At 65.9% G+C, this 16,982-nt stretch carries 12 protein-coding genes; 7 read left to right on the top strand and 5 right to left on the bottom strand.

The features are described 5' to 3' along the window. Positions 1-36: 36 nt before the first annotated feature. Genes AC2FLM_RS19210 through AC2FLM_RS19195 form a run of 4 tightly spaced genes read left to right on the top strand, consistent with a single transcriptional unit; the run spans position 37 to position 4,011 of the window. Positions 37-1,335: a sugar ABC transporter permease gene (locus tag AC2FLM_RS19210; protein WP_234143136.1), complete on the top strand. Its 1,299-nt coding sequence runs from the start codon at positions 37-39 to the stop codon at positions 1,333-1,335. Continuing rightward, positions 1,335-2,102, top strand: coding sequence for an ATP-binding cassette domain-containing protein (locus tag AC2FLM_RS19205; RefSeq protein ID WP_234139296.1), 768 nt, complete (start codon positions 1,335-1,337; stop codon positions 2,100-2,102). The genes AC2FLM_RS19210 and AC2FLM_RS19205 overlap by 1 nt, the downstream gene beginning before the upstream one ends. Positions 2,103-2,104: 2 nt before the next feature. Continuing rightward, complete coding sequence (locus AC2FLM_RS19200; RefSeq protein WP_234167203.1) at positions 2,105-3,028, top strand: ROK family protein; 924 nt, start codon at positions 2,105-2,107, stop codon at positions 3,026-3,028. Then, complete coding sequence (locus AC2FLM_RS19195) at positions 3,025-4,011, top strand: Gfo/Idh/MocA family protein (protein WP_496859524.1); 987 nt, start codon at positions 3,025-3,027, stop codon at positions 4,009-4,011. The genes AC2FLM_RS19200 and AC2FLM_RS19195 overlap by 4 nt, the downstream gene beginning before the upstream one ends. 57 nt (positions 4,012-4,068) lie before the next feature. Here the strand turns inward: AC2FLM_RS19195 and AC2FLM_RS19190 are convergent, their stop codons facing one another. The 4 genes from AC2FLM_RS19190 to AC2FLM_RS19175 all read right to left on the bottom strand — a co-directional run bounded on the left by AC2FLM_RS19190 (position 4,069) and on the right by AC2FLM_RS19175 (position 13,177). After that, the gene (locus tag AC2FLM_RS19190) at positions 4,069-5,859 is read right to left on the bottom strand and encodes a gamma-glutamyltransferase family protein (protein ID WP_496859523.1); all 1,791 of its coding nucleotides are present in this window, start codon (positions 5,857-5,859) and stop codon (positions 4,069-4,071) included. Positions 5,860-5,862: 3 nt separating this feature from the next. After that, the gene (locus AC2FLM_RS19185; RefSeq protein WP_496859522.1) at positions 5,863-9,945 is read right to left on the bottom strand and encodes a translocation/assembly module TamB domain-containing protein; all 4,083 of its coding nucleotides are present in this window, start codon (positions 9,943-9,945) and stop codon (positions 5,863-5,865) included. Continuing rightward, the gene (locus tag AC2FLM_RS19180; RefSeq protein WP_496859521.1) at positions 9,945-11,750 is read right to left on the bottom strand and encodes an autotransporter assembly complex protein TamA; all 1,806 of its coding nucleotides are present in this window, start codon (positions 11,748-11,750) and stop codon (positions 9,945-9,947) included. The genes AC2FLM_RS19185 and AC2FLM_RS19180 overlap by 1 nt, the downstream gene beginning before the upstream one ends. A gap of 197 nt (positions 11,751-11,947) precedes the next feature. Then, on the bottom strand, positions 11,948-13,177 hold the full coding sequence (locus tag AC2FLM_RS19175) for a urate hydroxylase PuuD (protein ID WP_496859520.1): 1,230 nt from the start codon (positions 13,175-13,177) through the stop codon (positions 11,948-11,950). 96 nt (positions 13,178-13,273) lie between these two features. Between AC2FLM_RS19175 and AC2FLM_RS19170 the strand changes: the two genes are divergently transcribed. Next, the gene (locus AC2FLM_RS19170) at positions 13,274-14,197 is read left to right on the top strand and encodes a LysR family transcriptional regulator (RefSeq protein WP_496859519.1); all 924 of its coding nucleotides are present in this window, start codon (positions 13,274-13,276) and stop codon (positions 14,195-14,197) included. Between the two features lie 219 nt (positions 14,198-14,416). On the opposite strand, the gene uraH is transcribed toward AC2FLM_RS19170, so the two are convergent. Further along, complete coding sequence (gene uraH, locus AC2FLM_RS19165) at positions 14,417-14,773, bottom strand: hydroxyisourate hydrolase (RefSeq protein ID WP_496859518.1); 357 nt, start codon at positions 14,771-14,773, stop codon at positions 14,417-14,419. Between the two features lie 284 nt (positions 14,774-15,057). On the opposite strand from uraH, the gene puuE reads away from it, so the two are divergent. Further along, positions 15,058-16,473, top strand: coding sequence for an allantoinase PuuE (gene puuE, locus AC2FLM_RS19160; RefSeq protein WP_496859517.1), 1,416 nt, complete (start codon positions 15,058-15,060; stop codon positions 16,471-16,473). After that, positions 16,470-16,958, top strand: coding sequence for an ureidoglycolate lyase (locus AC2FLM_RS19155; protein WP_234218535.1), 489 nt, complete (start codon positions 16,470-16,472; stop codon positions 16,956-16,958). Before puuE ends, AC2FLM_RS19155 begins: the two co-directional genes overlap by 4 nt. The last annotated feature ends 24 nt before the right edge of the window (positions 16,959-16,982 follow it).

Below are 16,982 nucleotides of genomic sequence, written 5' to 3'. Positions count from 1 at the left end.
CTTTGGGGTGAGACCCCCAAAATCGCAGGACATCCCATGACTCATTCCGAGGCGGAGCTGTCCCCGGCACATCCCAAGAAATCCTTTGTTCAGACGCTGGAACTTGATCTGCGCCTTCTCGGCATGATCGGTGCCTTCGCGATCCTGTGCATCGGCTTCGACCTTGTGACCGGCGGCCGTTTCCTGACACCGCGCAACATCTTCAACTTGACCATCCAGACCGTTTCGGTCGCGATCATGGCCACCGGCATGGTGTTCGTCATCGTCACCCGTCATATCGACCTGAGCGTCGGCGCCCTGCTGGCGACCTGCTCGGCGGTCATGGCGATGACCCAGACCGAGATCCTGCCCAACATGCTGGGCCTGGGGCTGGGCCATCCGCTGATCCCCTGGGTGACGATTGTCTTTGGCATCCTCGTCGGTACGCTGATCGGCGCCTTTCACGGCTGGCTGGTGGGTTATCTGACCATCCCCGCCTTTATCGTGACGCTGGGCGGCCTGCTGATCTGGCGCAATGTCGGCTGGTACATGACCAGCGGCAAGACCATCGGCCCGCTGGACCCGACCTTCATGAAGTTCGGCGGCATCAATGGCACGCTGGGTGCCACCTGGTCCTGGGTTGCCGGTCTGCTGGCGCTGGCCGCCGCGCTCTACGGGCTGTGGGCCAGCCGCAAGAACAAGCTCCGTCATGGCTTCCCGGTCAAGCCGCTCTGGGCCGAGGGGGTTCTGGCGGCACTGATCTCGGGCGCGATCCTTGGCTTTGTCGCCATCCTGAACGCCTATGAGGTGCCGCTGGCCCGGCTCAAGCGCGATTTCGAGGCACAGGGCCTGACCCTGCCCGAAGGCTATACCGAGGCCTATGGCATCCCGATCTCGGTGCTGCTGCTGATCTTTATCGCGGTCGGCATGACCATGCTTGCGCGGCGCACCCGGCTTGGCCGCTATATCTTTGCCACGGGCGGCAACCCGGATGCGGCGGAATTGAGCGGCATCAACACCCGGTTGCTGACGGTCAAGATTTTCGCCCTGATGGGTGCGCTCTGTGCCATCTCGGCGGTGGTGGCCTCGGCCCGCCTGACCAACCATTCCAACGACATCGGTACGCTGGACGAACTGCGTGTGATCGCGGCGGCCGTGATTGGCGGCACCGCGCTGGCGGGCGGGTTCGGCACCATCCACGGGGCCATCCTGGGCGCGCTGATCATGCAGTCGCTGCAATCGGGCATGGCCATGGTCGGGGTCGACGCGCCCTTGCAGAACATCGTCGTGGGCGCGGTTCTGGTACTGGCGGTTCTGATCGACATTCTCTATCGCAGAAAGACGGGGGCACGGTGATGATTGACAGAACGGGAACACCCTTGGTCGAGATGCGCGACATCTGCATCTCGTTCGGCGGCGTACACGCGGTCGACCATGTCAGCGTCAATCTCTATCCGGGCGAGGTCGTGGGCCTCTTGGGTCATAACGGCGCCGGCAAATCGACGCTGATCAAGATCCTCTCGGGCGCCTATCGCATGGACTCGGGCGAGATCCGCATCAACGGAGAGCGCGCCGAGATCCACAATCCCCGCGACGCAAGGCGTTACAATATCGAGACGATATATCAGACACTGGCGCTGGCGGATAACCTCGATGCGGCCTCGAACCTGTTTCTGGGGCGCGAGTTGGTGACGCCCTTCGGGCTGGTCGATGACGACGCGATGGAGGCCGAGACGCGCAAGATCATGGCGCGGCTCAACCCCAACTTCAAGAAGTTCAACGAGCCGGTCTCGGCCCTGTCTGGCGGTCAGCGCCAGTCGGTCGCCATCGCCCGCGCGGTCTATTTCGATGCCCGCATCCTGATCATGGACGAGCCGACCGCAGCGCTTGGCCCGCATGAAACGCAAATGGTTGCCGAGCTGATCGAGCAGCTCAAGGCGCAGGGCATCGGCATCTTCCTGATCAGTCACGACATCCACGACGTCATGAAACTCTGTGACCGGGCCAGCGTCATGAAGAACGGCCAACTGGTGGGCACGGTGGACGTGGACAAGGTCACCGATGACGACCTGCTGGGCATGATCATCCTGGGCAAGCACCCGGGCGAGCAGGCCGAGGCGTGACCATGACGGTTCTGGTGGCAGATGTGGGGGGCACCAATACCCGCGTCGCGCTGGCCAGCGCCGGGCAGTTGGTGCATCTGACCCGGTTCGCCAATGATGCCTATGGCTCTTTCGCCGAGGTTCTGGACGCCTATGCGCGGGGCCGCACCTTGCCGGGCCTGCGCGGTGTCTGTGTTGCGGTGGCCGGACCCGTGGCGGGTGGACGGGCCGAGCTGACCAACCGGAACTGGCATTTCGACGCGGCAGAGCTGGCCGCGCCATTGCCGGGGCAGGGGGGTATTCCGGCGCGGCTGATCAACGATCTGGTCGCGCTGGGCCATGCGCTGCCGGGGTTGACGGCGGCGCAGCTTGACGTGATCCGCGCCGGTGCGGCGCAGCCCTCGAACGATCAGGCGCTGGTGGCGGGGCTTGGCACCGGTTTCAACACCTGCCTGCTCAAGGGCGGCGCGGTGGTCGAGGCCGAACTGGGCCATGCCAGCCTGCCGCTGGCCATCGCCGAGGAACTGCGCGCGCAGATCGGCGATGCGGCGGGCGGGTTTCGCACCAACGAATGCCTGTTCTCGGGTCGGGGCCTGTCGCGGTTGCACCAGATCCTGTCAGGACAGGAGCGGCGCGGACAGGACATCCTGGCGGACTATGCCACCGGCGGCGACCCGCAGGCGGCGGCCACGGTGACGCTGACCGCGCGGTTGCTGGGACTTTTCGCACGAGAGCTGGTGTTCCAGTATCTGCCGTTCCGGGGCATCCACTTCGCAGGTGGTGCTGCGCGCGGTATCCTGGGCTCGGCGGCCCGGACGGAATTCCTGTCGGCCTTCGAGGCGGATGGGCGTTTTGCCGACCACCTTGACCGGGTGCCGGTGCGTCTGATCGCTGACGACGCCGCGGCGCTTAGCGGCGCGGCCCGGCTGATGGAGGAAAGCGCATGACCGCCCCCTTGTTCCGCTGGGGCATCCTGTCGACGGCCAAGATCGCGCGCGAACAGGTGATGCCCGCCATAGCCCGATCAGAAACCGGCGTGATCCACGCCATCGCCAGCCGCGACGCGGGCCGGGCACAGGCACAGGCGGCGCGGTTCTCGGCCGCGCGCTGGTATGACGGCTACGACGCGCTGCTGTCCGATCCGGATGTGGACGGAGTCTATATCCCGCTGCCCACGGCCCAGCATGCCGAATGGGCCATCCGCGCGGCCGAGGCGGGCAAACACGTGTTGTGCGAGAAGCCCATTGCGCTGAAGGCTGACGAGATCGACCGCGTCATCGCGGCGCGCGATGCCACGGGCCGGGTCGTGTCCGAGGCCTTCATGGTCTGGTATCACCCGCAATGGCACAAGGTGCGCGACCTGATCACCAGCGGCGCCATTGGCCCGCTGCGGCAGGTCACCGGCGGCTTTTCTTATCACAACACGGACCCGGACAACATGCGCAACCGGCCCGAATTGGGAGGTGGTGCGCTTCCCGACATCGGCGTCTATCCGGTGGTGACGACGCTTCTGGCAACCGGGGCAGAGATGCGCCGGGCCGCGGCGCGGGTCGCGTATTCGCCCGAGTTCGGCACCGATATCCTTGCCCGCGCCACGGTTGGCTTTGACGGGTTCGATCTGGATTTCCATGTGGCGACCCAGATGGCCGCCTATCAGTCGATGCGCTTCTTTGGCGAGATCGGCTGGATCGACGTGCCGACCCCGTTCAACGCTGGTCTCTACGGGTTTGACGAGGTGGTGCTGCACGATCAGAAAGCAGGGTCGCGGCAGGTGTTTCGCTTTCCGGGTATCAACCAGTACGAGGCGCAGGTGGATGCTTTCGTGCATGCCACTCGGGGCGCGGGAGAGGTCTTTCCGCTGGAGATGTCGCGCAGGGTGCAGGAGGTGATCGACGCGATCTATGCTGCGGGCACGCCCCGCCGCGCCTAGCGCGGCACCGTTTTCCGGCCCGGAAAACGGCCCGGAATTCTTGCAGAATTCCGGCGCTCAGCGTCCGATCGCATAGGCCTGCATCAAGCGGGGCGTTGCCGCCGCGCGCAGTGTGCCGTCTGACAGGCGGCTGGCGGCGGTGAGGCGGCCGACGCTCCAGGGTTCGGCCACTTCGACCCGGTGGCCGCGTGCGCGCAGGTCGGCAATTGCCGCCTCGCCAAGGGCCGGTTCCACCATCAGATGCCCGGGTTGAACCTCGCGCGGGTAGAACGAGCTTTGGAAATGGTTGGTATGGAACAAGGGTGCGTCAATTGCCTCTTGCAGGTTCAGCCCGCCATACACCAACCGCAGGAAATAGATCAGTTGCCACTGGTCCTGCTGGTCGCCGCCCGGCGTGCCAAAGGCCAACTCGGTCCCGTCCGGCCCGCGTGCCATCGAAGGCGACAGCGTTGTGCGCGGGCGGCGTCCCGGCGCCAGCGAGGTCGGCAAGCCCTCGTCCAGCCAGAACATCTGTGCCCGGCTGTTCAGCGGCATCCCGAGCCCCGGAACCACCGGCGCGCTTTGCAACCAGCCGCCCGAGGGCGTGGCCGAGACCATGTTGCCCCAGCGGTCGATCACGTCAAGATGCACGGTATCGCCCTTACGCTGGCTCAGATGCGCCATGGTGGGTTCTCCTGCGCCGGTTCCCCCGGCCGAGGTATAGATTTCCTGCGCATGGCGCAGCGCGGCCGCCACCCAGCCCTCATATCCCTCCACCAGCCCCGGGCGCTGTTCCGTCGAGGCCTGCGTGCCGATCAAGGCGCGCCGCGCGTCGGCATAGCGGGCGGACAGCAGGGTGCACATGGGAATGTCACTGTGTTCGGGGTCGCCGTAATAGGCCTCGCGATCGGCGAATGAGAGCTTCATCGCTTCGGTGACCAGATGCACGAACTCGGCGCCATTGAGGTCGAGCGAGCCCAGGTCGAACCCGTCGAGCAGATGCAGCGATTGCAGCAGCGCCGGGCCTTGCGTCCAGGGGCCACCCTTCCACACGGTCCAGTCCTTGTAGCGGGTCGAGATCGGCGCCTCGTAGCTGGCCTGCCAGTTGGCCATGTCCTCGCCGGTCAGCACCCCCTTGCGGCGCCCGCCTGCGGCATCCATCACGCAGGCATGGCGCAGATAGCGGTCGATGCTCTCGGCCACGAAACCGCGATAGAAGGCCGCCCGCGCCGCCTCGATCTGCGCTTCGCGACCGCGCGCCGTTTCGGCCTCGGTCAAAAGGCGGGTCCAGGTGTCGGCCAGGGCCGGGTTCTTCATCAGCGCCCCGGCGCGCGGGGCATTGCCGCCCGGCAACCAGGTCTCGTAAGAGCTGGGCCATTCTTCGCGAAAGAACTCCGCCAGACCGGCGATAGTGGCCGCGACCCGGGGCAGGGCGGGATGCCCGGCCCGGGCATAGTGGATGGCCGGTTCCAGAATGTCGCGCAGCGGCAGCGTCCCATAGTCGCGCAGCATCAGCATCCAGGCGTCGAAGGCACCGGGGATGACGGTGGCGAGCAGGCCTGATCCCGGAATGCGCGTCAGCCCTTCGGACCGGTAATGCGCGATGGTGGCCCCGGCAGGTGCGGTGCCCTGGCCGCAGACCATGGTGGGCACCACATCGCCTGCCGGCTTGATCAGCATCGGCATGTCACCCAGCGGGCCGTTCAGATGCGGTTCGACCACATGCAGCACAAATCCCATCGCCGCCGCCGCATCAAAGGCATTGCCGCCACGCTCCAGCACCCCCATACCGACCGCCGAGGCGATCCAGTGGGTCGAGGTGGCAACCGCAAAGGTGCCCGCGATCTCGGGCCGGGTGGTAAACCGCATCGCTCAGTAATCGCGTTCGAAGAAGATGCCCAGCGAGGTGTCGCCGGAATTGTCGACCATGCCCTTGAGCGTCAGGTTGTCGGTCACGTCCAGGTTCAGGTTCACCTCGGTGTCGCCTTCGATATTGACGGTGAAATCGGTGTAGAGGTTGTCACTCAGATAGGCCCCGGCGCCCAGACGTCCAACCCCGCCCGCGTCCGTGCCGATTTCGATCGTGTCTGTACCTGTCTTTTCCCTTGCGCCTTTGGCGACGTCGCCTCCATGGCCGGACAATGTCGCCAGCGAGGCGGCCATCTGCGCGATGACAAAGGGTGAGAGCTGCGAGAACTGGTTGCCAAAGAGCAGCATCGCCAGCGCCTCTTCCGAGGGGCGGTCGGGATCGGCTGTCACCCGGACTTCGGGTTGGTCCAGCGGCCCGATGATCCTGAGCGTGGCCTGACCTTCGGAGGTGGTGGCGGTCGAGGCGAACTCGACAAACGGTGTCAGATCGCCTTGCAGGGTGACAACGCCCTTGGTCAGTTTCAGACGACGACCAAGAATGTTGAAATCACCCCGGATCAGCGCGATCTGGCCCGAGGGAACCACCGCCGCGCTGGTGCCGCCAATATGGATGCGCCCGCCCATCTCGGCATTCAGACCCCGGCCACGGGCATAGACCTTGCCGGGCGCGTTGATAGCGATGTCCAGCGCCATGGTCGAACTGCCGCCGCCGCCATTGCCGGTATCGACCAGCTTTGCCCGCTGGCGCGTGGCGTATACCGCGGCCGGTTCGCCGAGATGTGCCATGCCTTCCGGGATAGGAGCGGCACCGACTGCGCCCGAGGCGGTGTTGAGATTGATATTGGTTTCGCCCACCTCGATCTGCCCGGCCAGCCGGCTGTTGCCGGTGAGCGGCCCGGACAGGGTGATCTGCCCGCCCAACACGCTCTCAAAGGAGAGGTTGTCGGTCATCACCAGATCGTTCAGCCGTACCGCGATCTGCCCGTCAAAGGGCGGCAGCAGCGAGACAGGACCGGTGACGGTAAAACCGCCCCCGGCGCGGACGCCGCCACGGATGTCGATCCGGGCGGCACTGTTGGCAAGGGTGACAGTCCCGCCGATGCCGGTGATGGTCTGGCCCAGGCCGGGGATTGCAAGCGCCGAGTCGGCAGTGGTTATGGTGCCGCTCAGCGCCCCCAGTCCCGGCTTACCGCGCAGCGCCAGATCGAACCGCGCGGTGCCGTCGATCTTGTTGGGGGCCAGCGCCCTGTTGGCGGCGCCCAGGCTGAGCTGGCCTTGCGCGGTCATGTCTGCCGTACCTTGCCCCTCGTCGAATGTGCCGGCCACATCCGCCGTGATCCCGGCGGGGCCACGCGCGTTGCCGCTGACCGTCCAGATGCCGCCCGTGCGGGTGGCGGTTCCGGCCGCTTTCAACGCCCCGGCCAGATCTGGGACAAAGCGCTCCAGCCGCGCCAGTTCGGCGTCAAATTCCAGATCGGCGGCGCCATTCGTATCGACCGTACCGTTCAGCCGGGCAAAGGAACTGTCGGGGCCCAGCAACTCGATATCGCTGCGCAGGCCGGTTTCGGTGGGTGAAAGGGTGCCGCTGAGCTTCAGCGGCCCCGTGACAGAAGGGGTCACGCGCGAGAGATCATCCAGACGGGCAGCGAAGCGCAGGTTGCTGCCGGTGCCGCGAAAAGCGCCCGAGGCCTCGGCGCTGAGCGCGCTGCCGTCCAGGTCGAAATGGCGGATATCCATCCCGCCCGCATCGCGGCTGCCGTCGAATTCCAGCCGGGTCTGTCCGGCGATCAGCGCGTCGACCTGGGCAATGCCGGTGCGCAGGTCGACACCATCGAGCGCGAGGCTCAGATCAAAGTTCTCGCCGTTCAGTGCGGTGCGCCCCTCCAGCCCGGCGCGGATCTGCCCGCCAAGCTCCAGACCGGCAAGCCCCGAGAAGGGCGCGAGATCGGGGGCCGTGATGCGTGCGGTGCCGTCAAAGGCCAGGGCGCCGGTCAACCCGGTCACCTCGCCCTGCACCTCGGTGCTGAGCACCGGCGCGTCAAGCGTGAAGCGGCGCAGGCTCAGGTCGTCGCCGGCGCGGCGCGCGTCGAGGTTCATCCGGATCGCGCCAGTCAGCAGTGGGTCGATATCAGCCATGCCACTGGAGAGGCCCCGGCCACTCAGATCAACGGTCAGGTCGAACTCCTCGCCCAGCCGGGTGGCGCTGCCGGTGATCTCGGCCACCACGGCGCCGCTCAGCGGGCGCCCGGCCAGTCCCGAGAAGGGGGCAAGGTCGGGCGTGTCGATCCGCAGGTTGCCATCCAGCGCCAGAATGCCATCGGGTTGGGTCACCTTTGCCTCGGCCTCGATTTGTCCCGCTGCAGAATCGAGGGTCAGCGCGCGCACCGTCATACCGGTGTCGTCGCGCAGCGCGTCCAGATGCAGGCGACTGGCGCCCACCAGCAAGGGATCGGCCTCGGCCATGCCGGTCTTCAGGTCGCGCCCCTCGACGTCCAGCACGAAGTCGAAGCTACCCGACAGAGGTGCGCCGTTTCCGGTCAGCCGCGCCTCGGCCTCGCCGCCCAGATCGCGTCCCGCCAGTTCCGAGAAGCGGCCGAGATCGGCAGCGGTCAATGCAACGGTGCCGTCCATCTCAAAGCCGGAGGTCAGCCCGTCGATCACCGCATCGGCAGTGGCGGTGAAATCGGCTCCACGCAGGACAAGACCGGTCAGCGAAAGCGCCCGTTCGGGTGGCAGTTCGAAACCACCCGTCAGCGTGACGGCCTCACCCAGAGCGCTGTTCAGCGCCGGGTCGGCAAACGCCATCCCGTCCAGCGCGGCCTCGATCTGCCCGGCCAGCGTGGGGCCGCCCGCCGCCGGGGTCAGGGTGCCGCTGGCACCGATCCGGGCGCGGTCGAGCCGCAGATCGGGCGTGTCGAGCGCCTCGGCGCTCAGGTCCAGAACCCAGCCATCTCCCTCGCTTCGGTCATAGCGACCGCTCAGCTGCGCTGCGCCCAGTGTGATCCGCTGGTCGGGCACGGGCAGGGTGACACTGGACCCGTCGGGCGGGGTGATGCGCCCGTCAAGCGCCACGCGGTCCAGCGTGCCGCCAGGGGCCAGAGCCAGCGCGCCGCTCAGGTCGAGCGCGTCCGAGCGCAGGTCGAACCGGTCGATCCGCATCGCCCCATCTGCGAGCGAACTACCATCGACGGCGAACCGGGTGTCGGTGCCGAAGAACGGGTCAAAGGCGGGATCCAGCAGCGGCGTGACATCGCCGCCCAGTTCGGCGGCAAAAAGAATGCCGGGGGCGGTCTCATCTCCGGTGCCGCGCAGCCGCACCTGTCCTGTTACCCGTTCGACCGCGTCGCTGCTTAAACCGATATCGGCGGTGAAATCGTCGATCGGCCCCGCGCCCTTGGCGTTGAAAAGCAGCGCGGGGGCATCGGGGATCCCCAGAGTGGTTGCGATCAAGCCACCCGCCGCCTCGGTCAGGGTCAGATCCAGTGTGATCTGCCGGGTCTCGTTGGCAAAGCCCGCCAACAGATCGATCTTGTCGCCGGGCCGGTCCAGCCGGGTTACACTCAGCGCGGTATCCAGTGCTCCGTCGGCCAGGGTCAGATTACCCCCGATCGACAGCGTCGCGGCCACGCCCAGCAGCGGTGCGCCCAGTGTCAAAGTCTCAACCCCAAGCTCTCCAAGTTCCACCGCGACCGGCAGTTCGGGCACCTGGAACGGGGTGGCGGCGGCATCGGGCAGTTCGACCTCGGCGGGCGCGGGCAGGGGCGGGCGGGCAATGTCGATCTCGGCGGCGGTGAGCGTGTTGACCGAGAAGCGTCCGCGCAGCAACGCCAGCCGGTTCCAGTCCAGTTCCGCCGCGCGGATGGTCAACCAGACCCCGTCGGCGTCGGCGACGGTGATCTCTTCGATGGTGGCGCGCGCACTCAGCGCGCCCGAGAGACCACGCACCCGGATGTTGCGCCCCTCGCCCGACAGCGTGTCTTCGAGAAAATCGACAAGCAGGCCGCCGCTTTCTTCCAGGCTCTGGGTTTCGGCCACGGCCGTAGACAGGGTGAGCGCGAAGGCCAGCGGATATACAACCGGTTTCATCAGAATGCCTGCCCGATCCCCAGATAGAATTGCAGCCCGCCATCGGTCTTGCCGCTGGTGGGATAAGCGAGGTCCAGCCGCAGCGGCCCCAGCCCGCCCAGATCATAGCGGATACCCAGCCCGGCACCCGCATGGCTGTCCGAGCCCGACGTGATGAAGGACGAGGCCCCCACCGATCCGAAGTCGTAAAAGCCCACCAGTGAGATCTTTTCGGTCACCTTGCCCCGGATCTCGGTCGACAGGCCGACAAAGGACTTGCCGCCCGCGGTATTGCCACCGACCGGGAGGCCCAGGCTCTCGTAGGGTTGGCCGCGCACGGTGCCGGCGCCGCCCGAGAAGAACAGCAGCTCTGGCGAGATATCGGATTGCGACGGACCAAAGACCGAACCGAGTTGCAACCGCCCGGCCAGCACGAAACGGCCTTCGGTGTTGAAGTCCCAATAGGCGCGGCCATCGGCGGTCAGCCGGGCCCCCGACTTTGTGCCTGACAACCCGATGAACGGGTCCAGCCCGGCATTGATGTAAAAGCCCCGCGTGGCGCTGACCTTGTTGTCGCGCTCGTCCCATTCCAGGGCCGTGCGCAGCCCCAGATACCGGAACTTGCGCCCGGTGCCATAGGCGTCGTCCGCATCGCCATAGCTCAGGCCGATCCCGGCCTCGGCATAGAGCGTGTCCGAAAAGGTGCGGCGCGCGCCGATGCCCAGCACCGCGCGGGTAATCTGGTAATGGGTGCGGTTTCGCCGTTCCGCCTCGCCGATATAGAAGATGCTGTCATCCGGCCCCAGCCGGTCGGGTCGGTCGAGGCGGAAACCGATGCGTCCGTCGATATCCTCGGTGCCGCCGATGTTGCGCACGGTCGCCTCAAGCCGCAGACGTTCGGCGGCGCCAAACAGGTTGCGGTGGATCCAGATCGCCGACAGGTCGAGCCCGTCGCGCGAGGACAGTTCGGCGCCGAATGTGATGCGTCGCTTGGGCAGGTCCTCGAACGTGGCGTCGAAATCGAGCGTGCCGTCGGGATTGGGGGTCTCGTGTTCGGTGACCGAGACCAGCGCAAAGGCGCCGGTACGGCGCAGCCGCGTTCCGACCCGTTGCACCTGGTCCGGCGAATAGACCTCGCCGCTGGGAAAGCCCGCGATGCGCGCGATGGCCTTGGGCGTCACGTCGCTGCCGCCCTGCACATACATCTGGCCAAAGCGCAGTTTGGGACCAGGCAACAGGCGAATGTCGGCGTCCAGTTCGGCGGGGGCATGGCGCACCCGAATCCGCTGGTCGCCGATCCGGACCTTGGCGTAACCGGCCTCGCGCCAACCGGTGATACCTGTCTGCGCCGCGGCGCGGATGGCGCCGGTGGTGGCAAGCTGACCGGAGGCAAAGCCTTCGGGCAGGCGGGTTCCGGCACTTAGCGGTTCCACCCGCGCTGTGCCAAAGCGGAAGGCGGGGCCGGGATCGACCGCGATCTCGATCCGCCCGATCTTTTCAGGTGTGAAGAACGGGTCGATCCCGGCGGCCTCGCGCCCGTCCAGACGGATATGGATCACCGGGCTGAAATGGCCCGCGTCATACAGAACCTGAACCAGGGTACGGTAATCCGAGAGTGCCGCTGACAGCAGTTCCAGGGGGCTGTCCTGGCCACGTGCCGGCGCCGAAAGGGCAGACGAGCTTTGGCGCAGACGATCCTGCAACTCTTCCGAGGCGCCGGGTGCGGTCAGCACCGCTTCGAGGGCGAGTGTGGTTGTGGGCAAAAGGGCAATGGCCGCGGTGGCGAGACCGCGCAAAAGCACACCCAAGGGGCCTGTCAGTTTCATGCCACGGCTCCAGACTGCTCGGCCTTACGGATTACGGGCCTCCCCCCAAGGATGACTCGCCGGTTGCTGTCTGTGTAGCACAGCGAGCGAGGGGAGCGGAACGGCATAATCCGGCATCGGCGGAACTGCCGCGCCGGGAGGGAACGGGCAGGCAGGCGCCCTGCGCAGGCGCTTCATTTCCGGGCGGCAAGGGCGCGTCAGCGGGTGGCGGCGCGGTACCAGGCGATGATCGCGGCGCGATCCTCGGGTTCCATATAGGTGACATTGGCGGGGGGCATGGCATGGCTGACCCCGGATTGCAGATAGATCGCCCGCGCATTGCGGGCGATATCGCCTTCGGTTTCCAGCAGCACACCCTTGGGCGCCCAGAGAATGCCCTCCCACACCGGTTCGCGGGCATGGCACATGGAACAGCGCCCCAGCACCACGTCATGCGCCTCGGCAAAGCCGGGCGCGGCGGCCAGCCGCTGTTCCGTGGCGGTCAGAGGCTGCGCCTCGGCCTCTTCCAGCGGCTGGTGCATCGGTGCGGTCGAGAGCCAGATGATGGCAAGGAACAAAAGGGCGGTCACCAGCCAGGTCCAGGTCGGGTTGCCGGTGCGGGCATGCAGCGAGTTGAAATAGTGCCGGATCGTCACCCCCATCAGGAAAACCAGCGCCGCGATGATCCAGTTGTACTGGGTGGCAAAGGCCAGCGGATAGTGGTTCGACAGCATCAGGAACAGGACCGGCAGCGTCAGATAGTTGTTATGGGTCGAGCGCAGCTTGGCGATCTTGCCGTATTTCGGATCGGGCGCGCGTCCGGCCATCAGGTCGGCCACCACGATCTTCTGGTTGGGGATGATGATGAAGAAGACGTTGGCGCTCATGATCGTGGCAGTGAAGGCGCCCAGATGCAGCATCATGGCACGGCCGGTGAACACCTGGTTCAGCGCCCAGCCCATCACCACCAAGAGGCCAAAGAGCAGCACCATCAGCAGGGTCGGGCGCTCGGCCAGCCCGGATTTGCACAGCCGGTCATAGACCAGCCAGCCAATCGACAGCGTTGCCGCCGAGATCGCGATGCCCTGCCACAGCGCCAGCTCCGCCTTTGACTGGTCGATCAGATACAGCTCTCCCCCCGCCCAATAGACGATCATCAGCAGGGCAAAGCCGCTGAGCCAGGTCGCATAGCTCTCCCATTTGAACCAGGTCAGGTGTTCGGGCATGCGTTCGGGCGCGACCAGGAACTTGCGGATGTGGTAGAACCCGCCGCCATGCACCTGCCATTCCTCGCCATGCGCTCCGGGCGGCAGGTCGGGCGCCTTGCGCAGACCGAGGTCGAGCGCGATGAAATAGAAGGACGATCCGATCCAGGCAATCGCGGTGATCACATGCAGCCAGCGCACGCCAAAGGCCAGCCAATCCCAGAACACGGCTAGATCATACATAAGGGTGGTCTCCGATCCGTTTGCGTCAGACTAGGCAAAGCGCGTTTTTTCCGGTATTCCAGCATATTGCCAAACTGTATCAAAATTTCCGGAACAATGTCCTATCTCGATAATATCCGAACCTTCGTGCGGGTCTATGAACTGGGCAGCATGTCCGCTGCGGGCCGCGACCTGCGGATCTCGCCGGCGGTGACCTCGGCCCGGATTTCACAGCTTGAAGAGCATCTGAACGTGCGGCTGTTCCAGCGCACCACCCGCAATCTGACGCCCACCGAACAGGGACGCGCCTTTTACCCCGGCGCGGTGGCGGTGCTGGATGCGGTGAACGAGGCCGAGGCGCAGGTGATGCACCTGACCGAAGCACCGCGCGGTTCGCTGTTTGTTGCGGCGCCGCTGGGGTTGGGGCGGCGGTTGCTGGCGCCGAACGTGCCGGAATTCCTGGCCGAGTATCCCGAGATCGACATTCGCCTGCGGCTGACCGACCGGACCATCGACCTGACCACCGAGGGTCTGGACCTGGCCTTTTTCCTTGGCCAACCCGAGGACAGCAATCTGCGCATTCGCAAGATCGCCGATTGCCGCCGGGTTCTGTGTGCCGCACCGGACTATGTCAAGCGGCGGGGCCTGCCCGCCGCCGGGCAAGACCTGATCACGGGGCGGCACGAATGCCTCAACCTGCGTTTTCCGGGTGCGACCGAATTCCAGTGGCTTTTGCAGACCGCCGAGGGGCCGCGCCGTTTTGCGGTATCGGGGCGGCATGAATGCGACGATGGCGATGTGCTGACAGACTGGGCGCTGACGGGGCAGGGGATCGCGATGAAGCCGGTTTTCGAGGTGGCCGAGCATCTCAAGGCCGGTCGGCTGGTGCCGGTGGCGATGGACACACCTCCGGTGCCCGTACAGATGGCCTGTCTCTATACGCACCGGCGACATCAGGACCCCAAGACCCGGCTGTTTATGGAGTTCATGATAGAACGGATCGGACGGGCGGTGAAAACGGCCGAGAAGGTCGCCGCCTGAGACCGGGGCGCTCCCGCCCCCGGATCGCTGCCCTGACGGGCAACTCCCGGCGTTGGGCCCGGCGCCGGACCTGCGGTCCGGCGCGGTCGGTCAGTGGCGAACGGTCATACCCGTCGCAACAGCGCCGCGCCAGGGGCGCGGCGCCTGGCCCAACGGGAGGAGGGCATCTTTGATGCCTGACCGACGGGCGGGAGGGCCCCGCTTCTTCAACGACCGTGCCTAGCTGCCGCGATAGGTGGAATAGCCAAAGGGCGACAGCAGCAGCGGCACATGGTAATGCGCCTCGGGGTCCGACATTCCGAACCGGATCGGCACAATGTCCAGGAACAGCGGTTCCGCCCCGGCCTGGCCGGTTGCGCGCAGATAATCGCCAGCGGCAAACTCCAGCTCGTAAGTCCCGGTGGCAAAGGTCTCTTGAGGCAGGATTGGCGCGTCGGTCCGTCCGTCCGCATTGGTGACCATCCGGGTAATCTCGCTGCGCGTTGTTCCCGAGATGCTGTACAGGCTGATCCGCAGCCCCGCGGCGGGGCACCCACGGGCGGTGTCCAGAACATGTGTGGTGAGATATCCGGTCATGGCGGCCTCCTTGTGCGTTCCCTTGCCTCGCATATCCATATTGCCCGGGGCAAACCCGGAAATCACGAGAGAGTTTCTGTCTTGATTTGAAGATGGCCGCTTGTCCCGAGGACCGGCTCACGGCACCTTGAACCGGGCACCCCGCAGCTCATCATGCCCCTGGCCGGTCCAGTGCGCTCTTTCCAATTTCCGAAAGCTGCGTCAAATCGCATTTGATAAACGGAACCCGCGTTCTGGGATATGGACAAAAGCGGACCTCATTCTCAATCAGGCAGGACCCAGCCATGACATCTCCCCGCTATCCGCGCGACATGATCGGTTACGGCGCGACGCCCCCGCATGCCAATTGGCCCGGCGGTGCCCGGATCGCTGTGCAGATCGTGCTGAATTACGAGGAGGGGGGCGAGAACAACATCCTGCATGGCGATGCCGCCTCCGAGGCTTTCTTGTCCGAGGTGGTGGGCGCCGCGCAATGGCCGGGTCAACGCCACTGGAACATGGAGACCATCTATGAGTATGGCGCGCGGGCCGGGTTCTGGCGCCTGTACCGGCTGATGCAGGACCTGCCGGTCACGGTCTACGGCGTCGCCACCGCGCTGGCCCGCTCGCCGGATCAGGTAGCGGCGATGAAAGCCGCGGGTTGGGAGATTGCCAGCCACGGGCTGAAATGGGTCGAACACAAGGACATGCCCGAGCCGCAGGAGCGCGCCCAGATCGCCGAGGCGATCCGCCTGCATACCGAGGTGACGGGCAGCCGTCCGCGCGGCTGGTACACCGGACGATGCTCGATGAACACCGTGCGCCTCGCCGCTGAGGCCGGGATGGATTACATTTCCGACACCTATGACGACGATCTGCCCTATTGGAAACGGCTGGGTGGGCGTGACCAGTTGATCGTGCCCTACACGCTCGACTGTAACGATATGCGCTTTGCCACGCCGCAGGGCTTCAACTCTGGTGATCAGTTCTTTGCCTATCTCAAGGACAGCTTCGACGCGCTCTATGCCGAAGGGGTCGAGGGCGCGCCCAAGATGATGTCCATCGGCCTGCATTGCCGCCTGATTGGCCGCCCCGGTCGGGTGATGGCGCTGAAACGCTTCCTCGACTATGCGCAGGGGCATGCGGATGTCTGGTTTGCCACCCGCCTGCAAATCGCCGAACACTGGGCGCGCGAACATCCGCCGGTGGCGCGCACCCGTCCCTCCGAGATGCCCAGGGCCGATTTCGTGGCGGCCTATGGCGGCATTTTCGAACATTCTCCCTGGATTGCCGAGCGCGCCCATGGGCTGGAGCTTGGCCCCGCCCATGACACGGCGGGCGGGTTGCACAATTCGCTCTGCCGCATGTTCCGCTCGGCCAGTGCCGAGGAAAGGCTGGGCGTTCTAACCGCGCACCCGGACCTGGCGGGCAAGCTGGCACAGGCGAAAAGGCTGACGGCGGAAAGCACCTCGGAACAGGCCTCGGCCGGGCTGGATGCGCTGACCGACGAGGAACGCGCCACCTTTACCCGGCTCAATACCGAATATGTGGCGCGCTTCGGTTTTCCCTTCATCATCGCGGTGCGCGACCATGACAAGGCCTCGATCCTCGCCGCCTTTCAGCGCCGCATCGGAAATGACCGCGAGACCGAATTTGCCGAGGCCTGCCGCCAGGTCGAACGGATCGCCGAGTTCCGCCTGCGGGACGTGCTGCCGTCATGAGCCGCCGCATCAAGACGGAACCGATCACCGTGGCGGGGTTTGCGCCTTTTGGTGACCTGATGTCGGTCTCAGGCGCTCCGGACAAGATCATCAATCAGGGCCAGTGCGGGCGCTATCACGACCGGGCGTTGCTTGATTTCAACGACGGACGCGCGGGTATCAGTCTGTTCGACGCCAATCCGCGTGCGCTGCCCTATACGCTCGACATGGTCGAGCGGCACCCGGACGGCAGCCAGGCCTTCATCCCGATGAGCCATCAGCCCTTTCTGGTGATCGTGGCCCCGGACGAGGACGGCCGCCCCGGTACGCCACGCGCCTTTGTCACCGAAGCAGGGCAGGCGGTGAACTATCATCGCGGCACCTGGCACGGAGTGCTGACGCCGCTTACGGCACCCGGCCTCTTTGCGGTGGTCGACCGCATCGGCGCTGGCGCCAATCTGGAAGAATTCTGGTTCGACGACCCATGGGAGGTGGTCGCCGGATAATCGAAGCCGCCCGCGAAAGAAGAG

It is taken from the genome of Ruegeria sp. SAZD011 (genome assembly GCF_059612545.1).
The sequence above is the reverse complement of the archived record's forward strand: the minus strand, read 5'-3'. Positions and strand labels throughout refer to the sequence as shown.

Coding starts and splice junctions, on each gene's coding strand:
- AC2FLM_RS19190 (WP_496859523.1), bottom strand. CDS start 5,859: ATGCGGTTTACCACCCGGCCCGAGATCGCGGGCACCTTTGCGGTTGCC.
- AC2FLM_RS19175 (WP_496859520.1), bottom strand. CDS start 13,177: ATGTATGATCTAGCCGTGTTCTGGGATTGGCTGGCCTTTGGCGTGCGC.
- AC2FLM_RS19195 (WP_496859524.1), top strand. CDS start 3,025: ATGACCGCCCCCTTGTTCCGCTGGGGCATCCTGTCGACGGCCAAGATC.
- AC2FLM_RS19170 (WP_496859519.1), top strand. CDS start 13,274: ATGTCCTATCTCGATAATATCCGAACCTTCGTGCGGGTCTATGAACTG.
- AC2FLM_RS19200 (WP_234167203.1), top strand. CDS start 2,105: ATGACGGTTCTGGTGGCAGATGTGGGGGGCACCAATACCCGCGTCGCG.
- puuE (WP_496859517.1), top strand. CDS start 15,058: ATGACATCTCCCCGCTATCCGCGCGACATGATCGGTTACGGCGCGACG.
- AC2FLM_RS19210 (WP_234143136.1), top strand. CDS start 37: ATGACTCATTCCGAGGCGGAGCTGTCCCCGGCACATCCCAAGAAATCC.
- AC2FLM_RS19180 (WP_496859521.1), bottom strand. CDS start 11,750: ATGAAACTGACAGGCCCCTTGGGTGTGCTTTTGCGCGGTCTCGCCACC.
- AC2FLM_RS19185 (WP_496859522.1), bottom strand. CDS start 9,945: ATGAAACCGGTTGTATATCCGCTGGCCTTCGCGCTCACCCTGTCTACG.
- AC2FLM_RS19205 (WP_234139296.1), top strand. CDS start 1,335: ATGATTGACAGAACGGGAACACCCTTGGTCGAGATGCGCGACATCTGC.
- uraH (WP_496859518.1), bottom strand. CDS start 14,773: ATGACCGGATATCTCACCACACATGTTCTGGACACCGCCCGTGGGTGC.
- AC2FLM_RS19155 (WP_234218535.1), top strand. CDS start 16,470: ATGAGCCGCCGCATCAAGACGGAACCGATCACCGTGGCGGGGTTTGCG.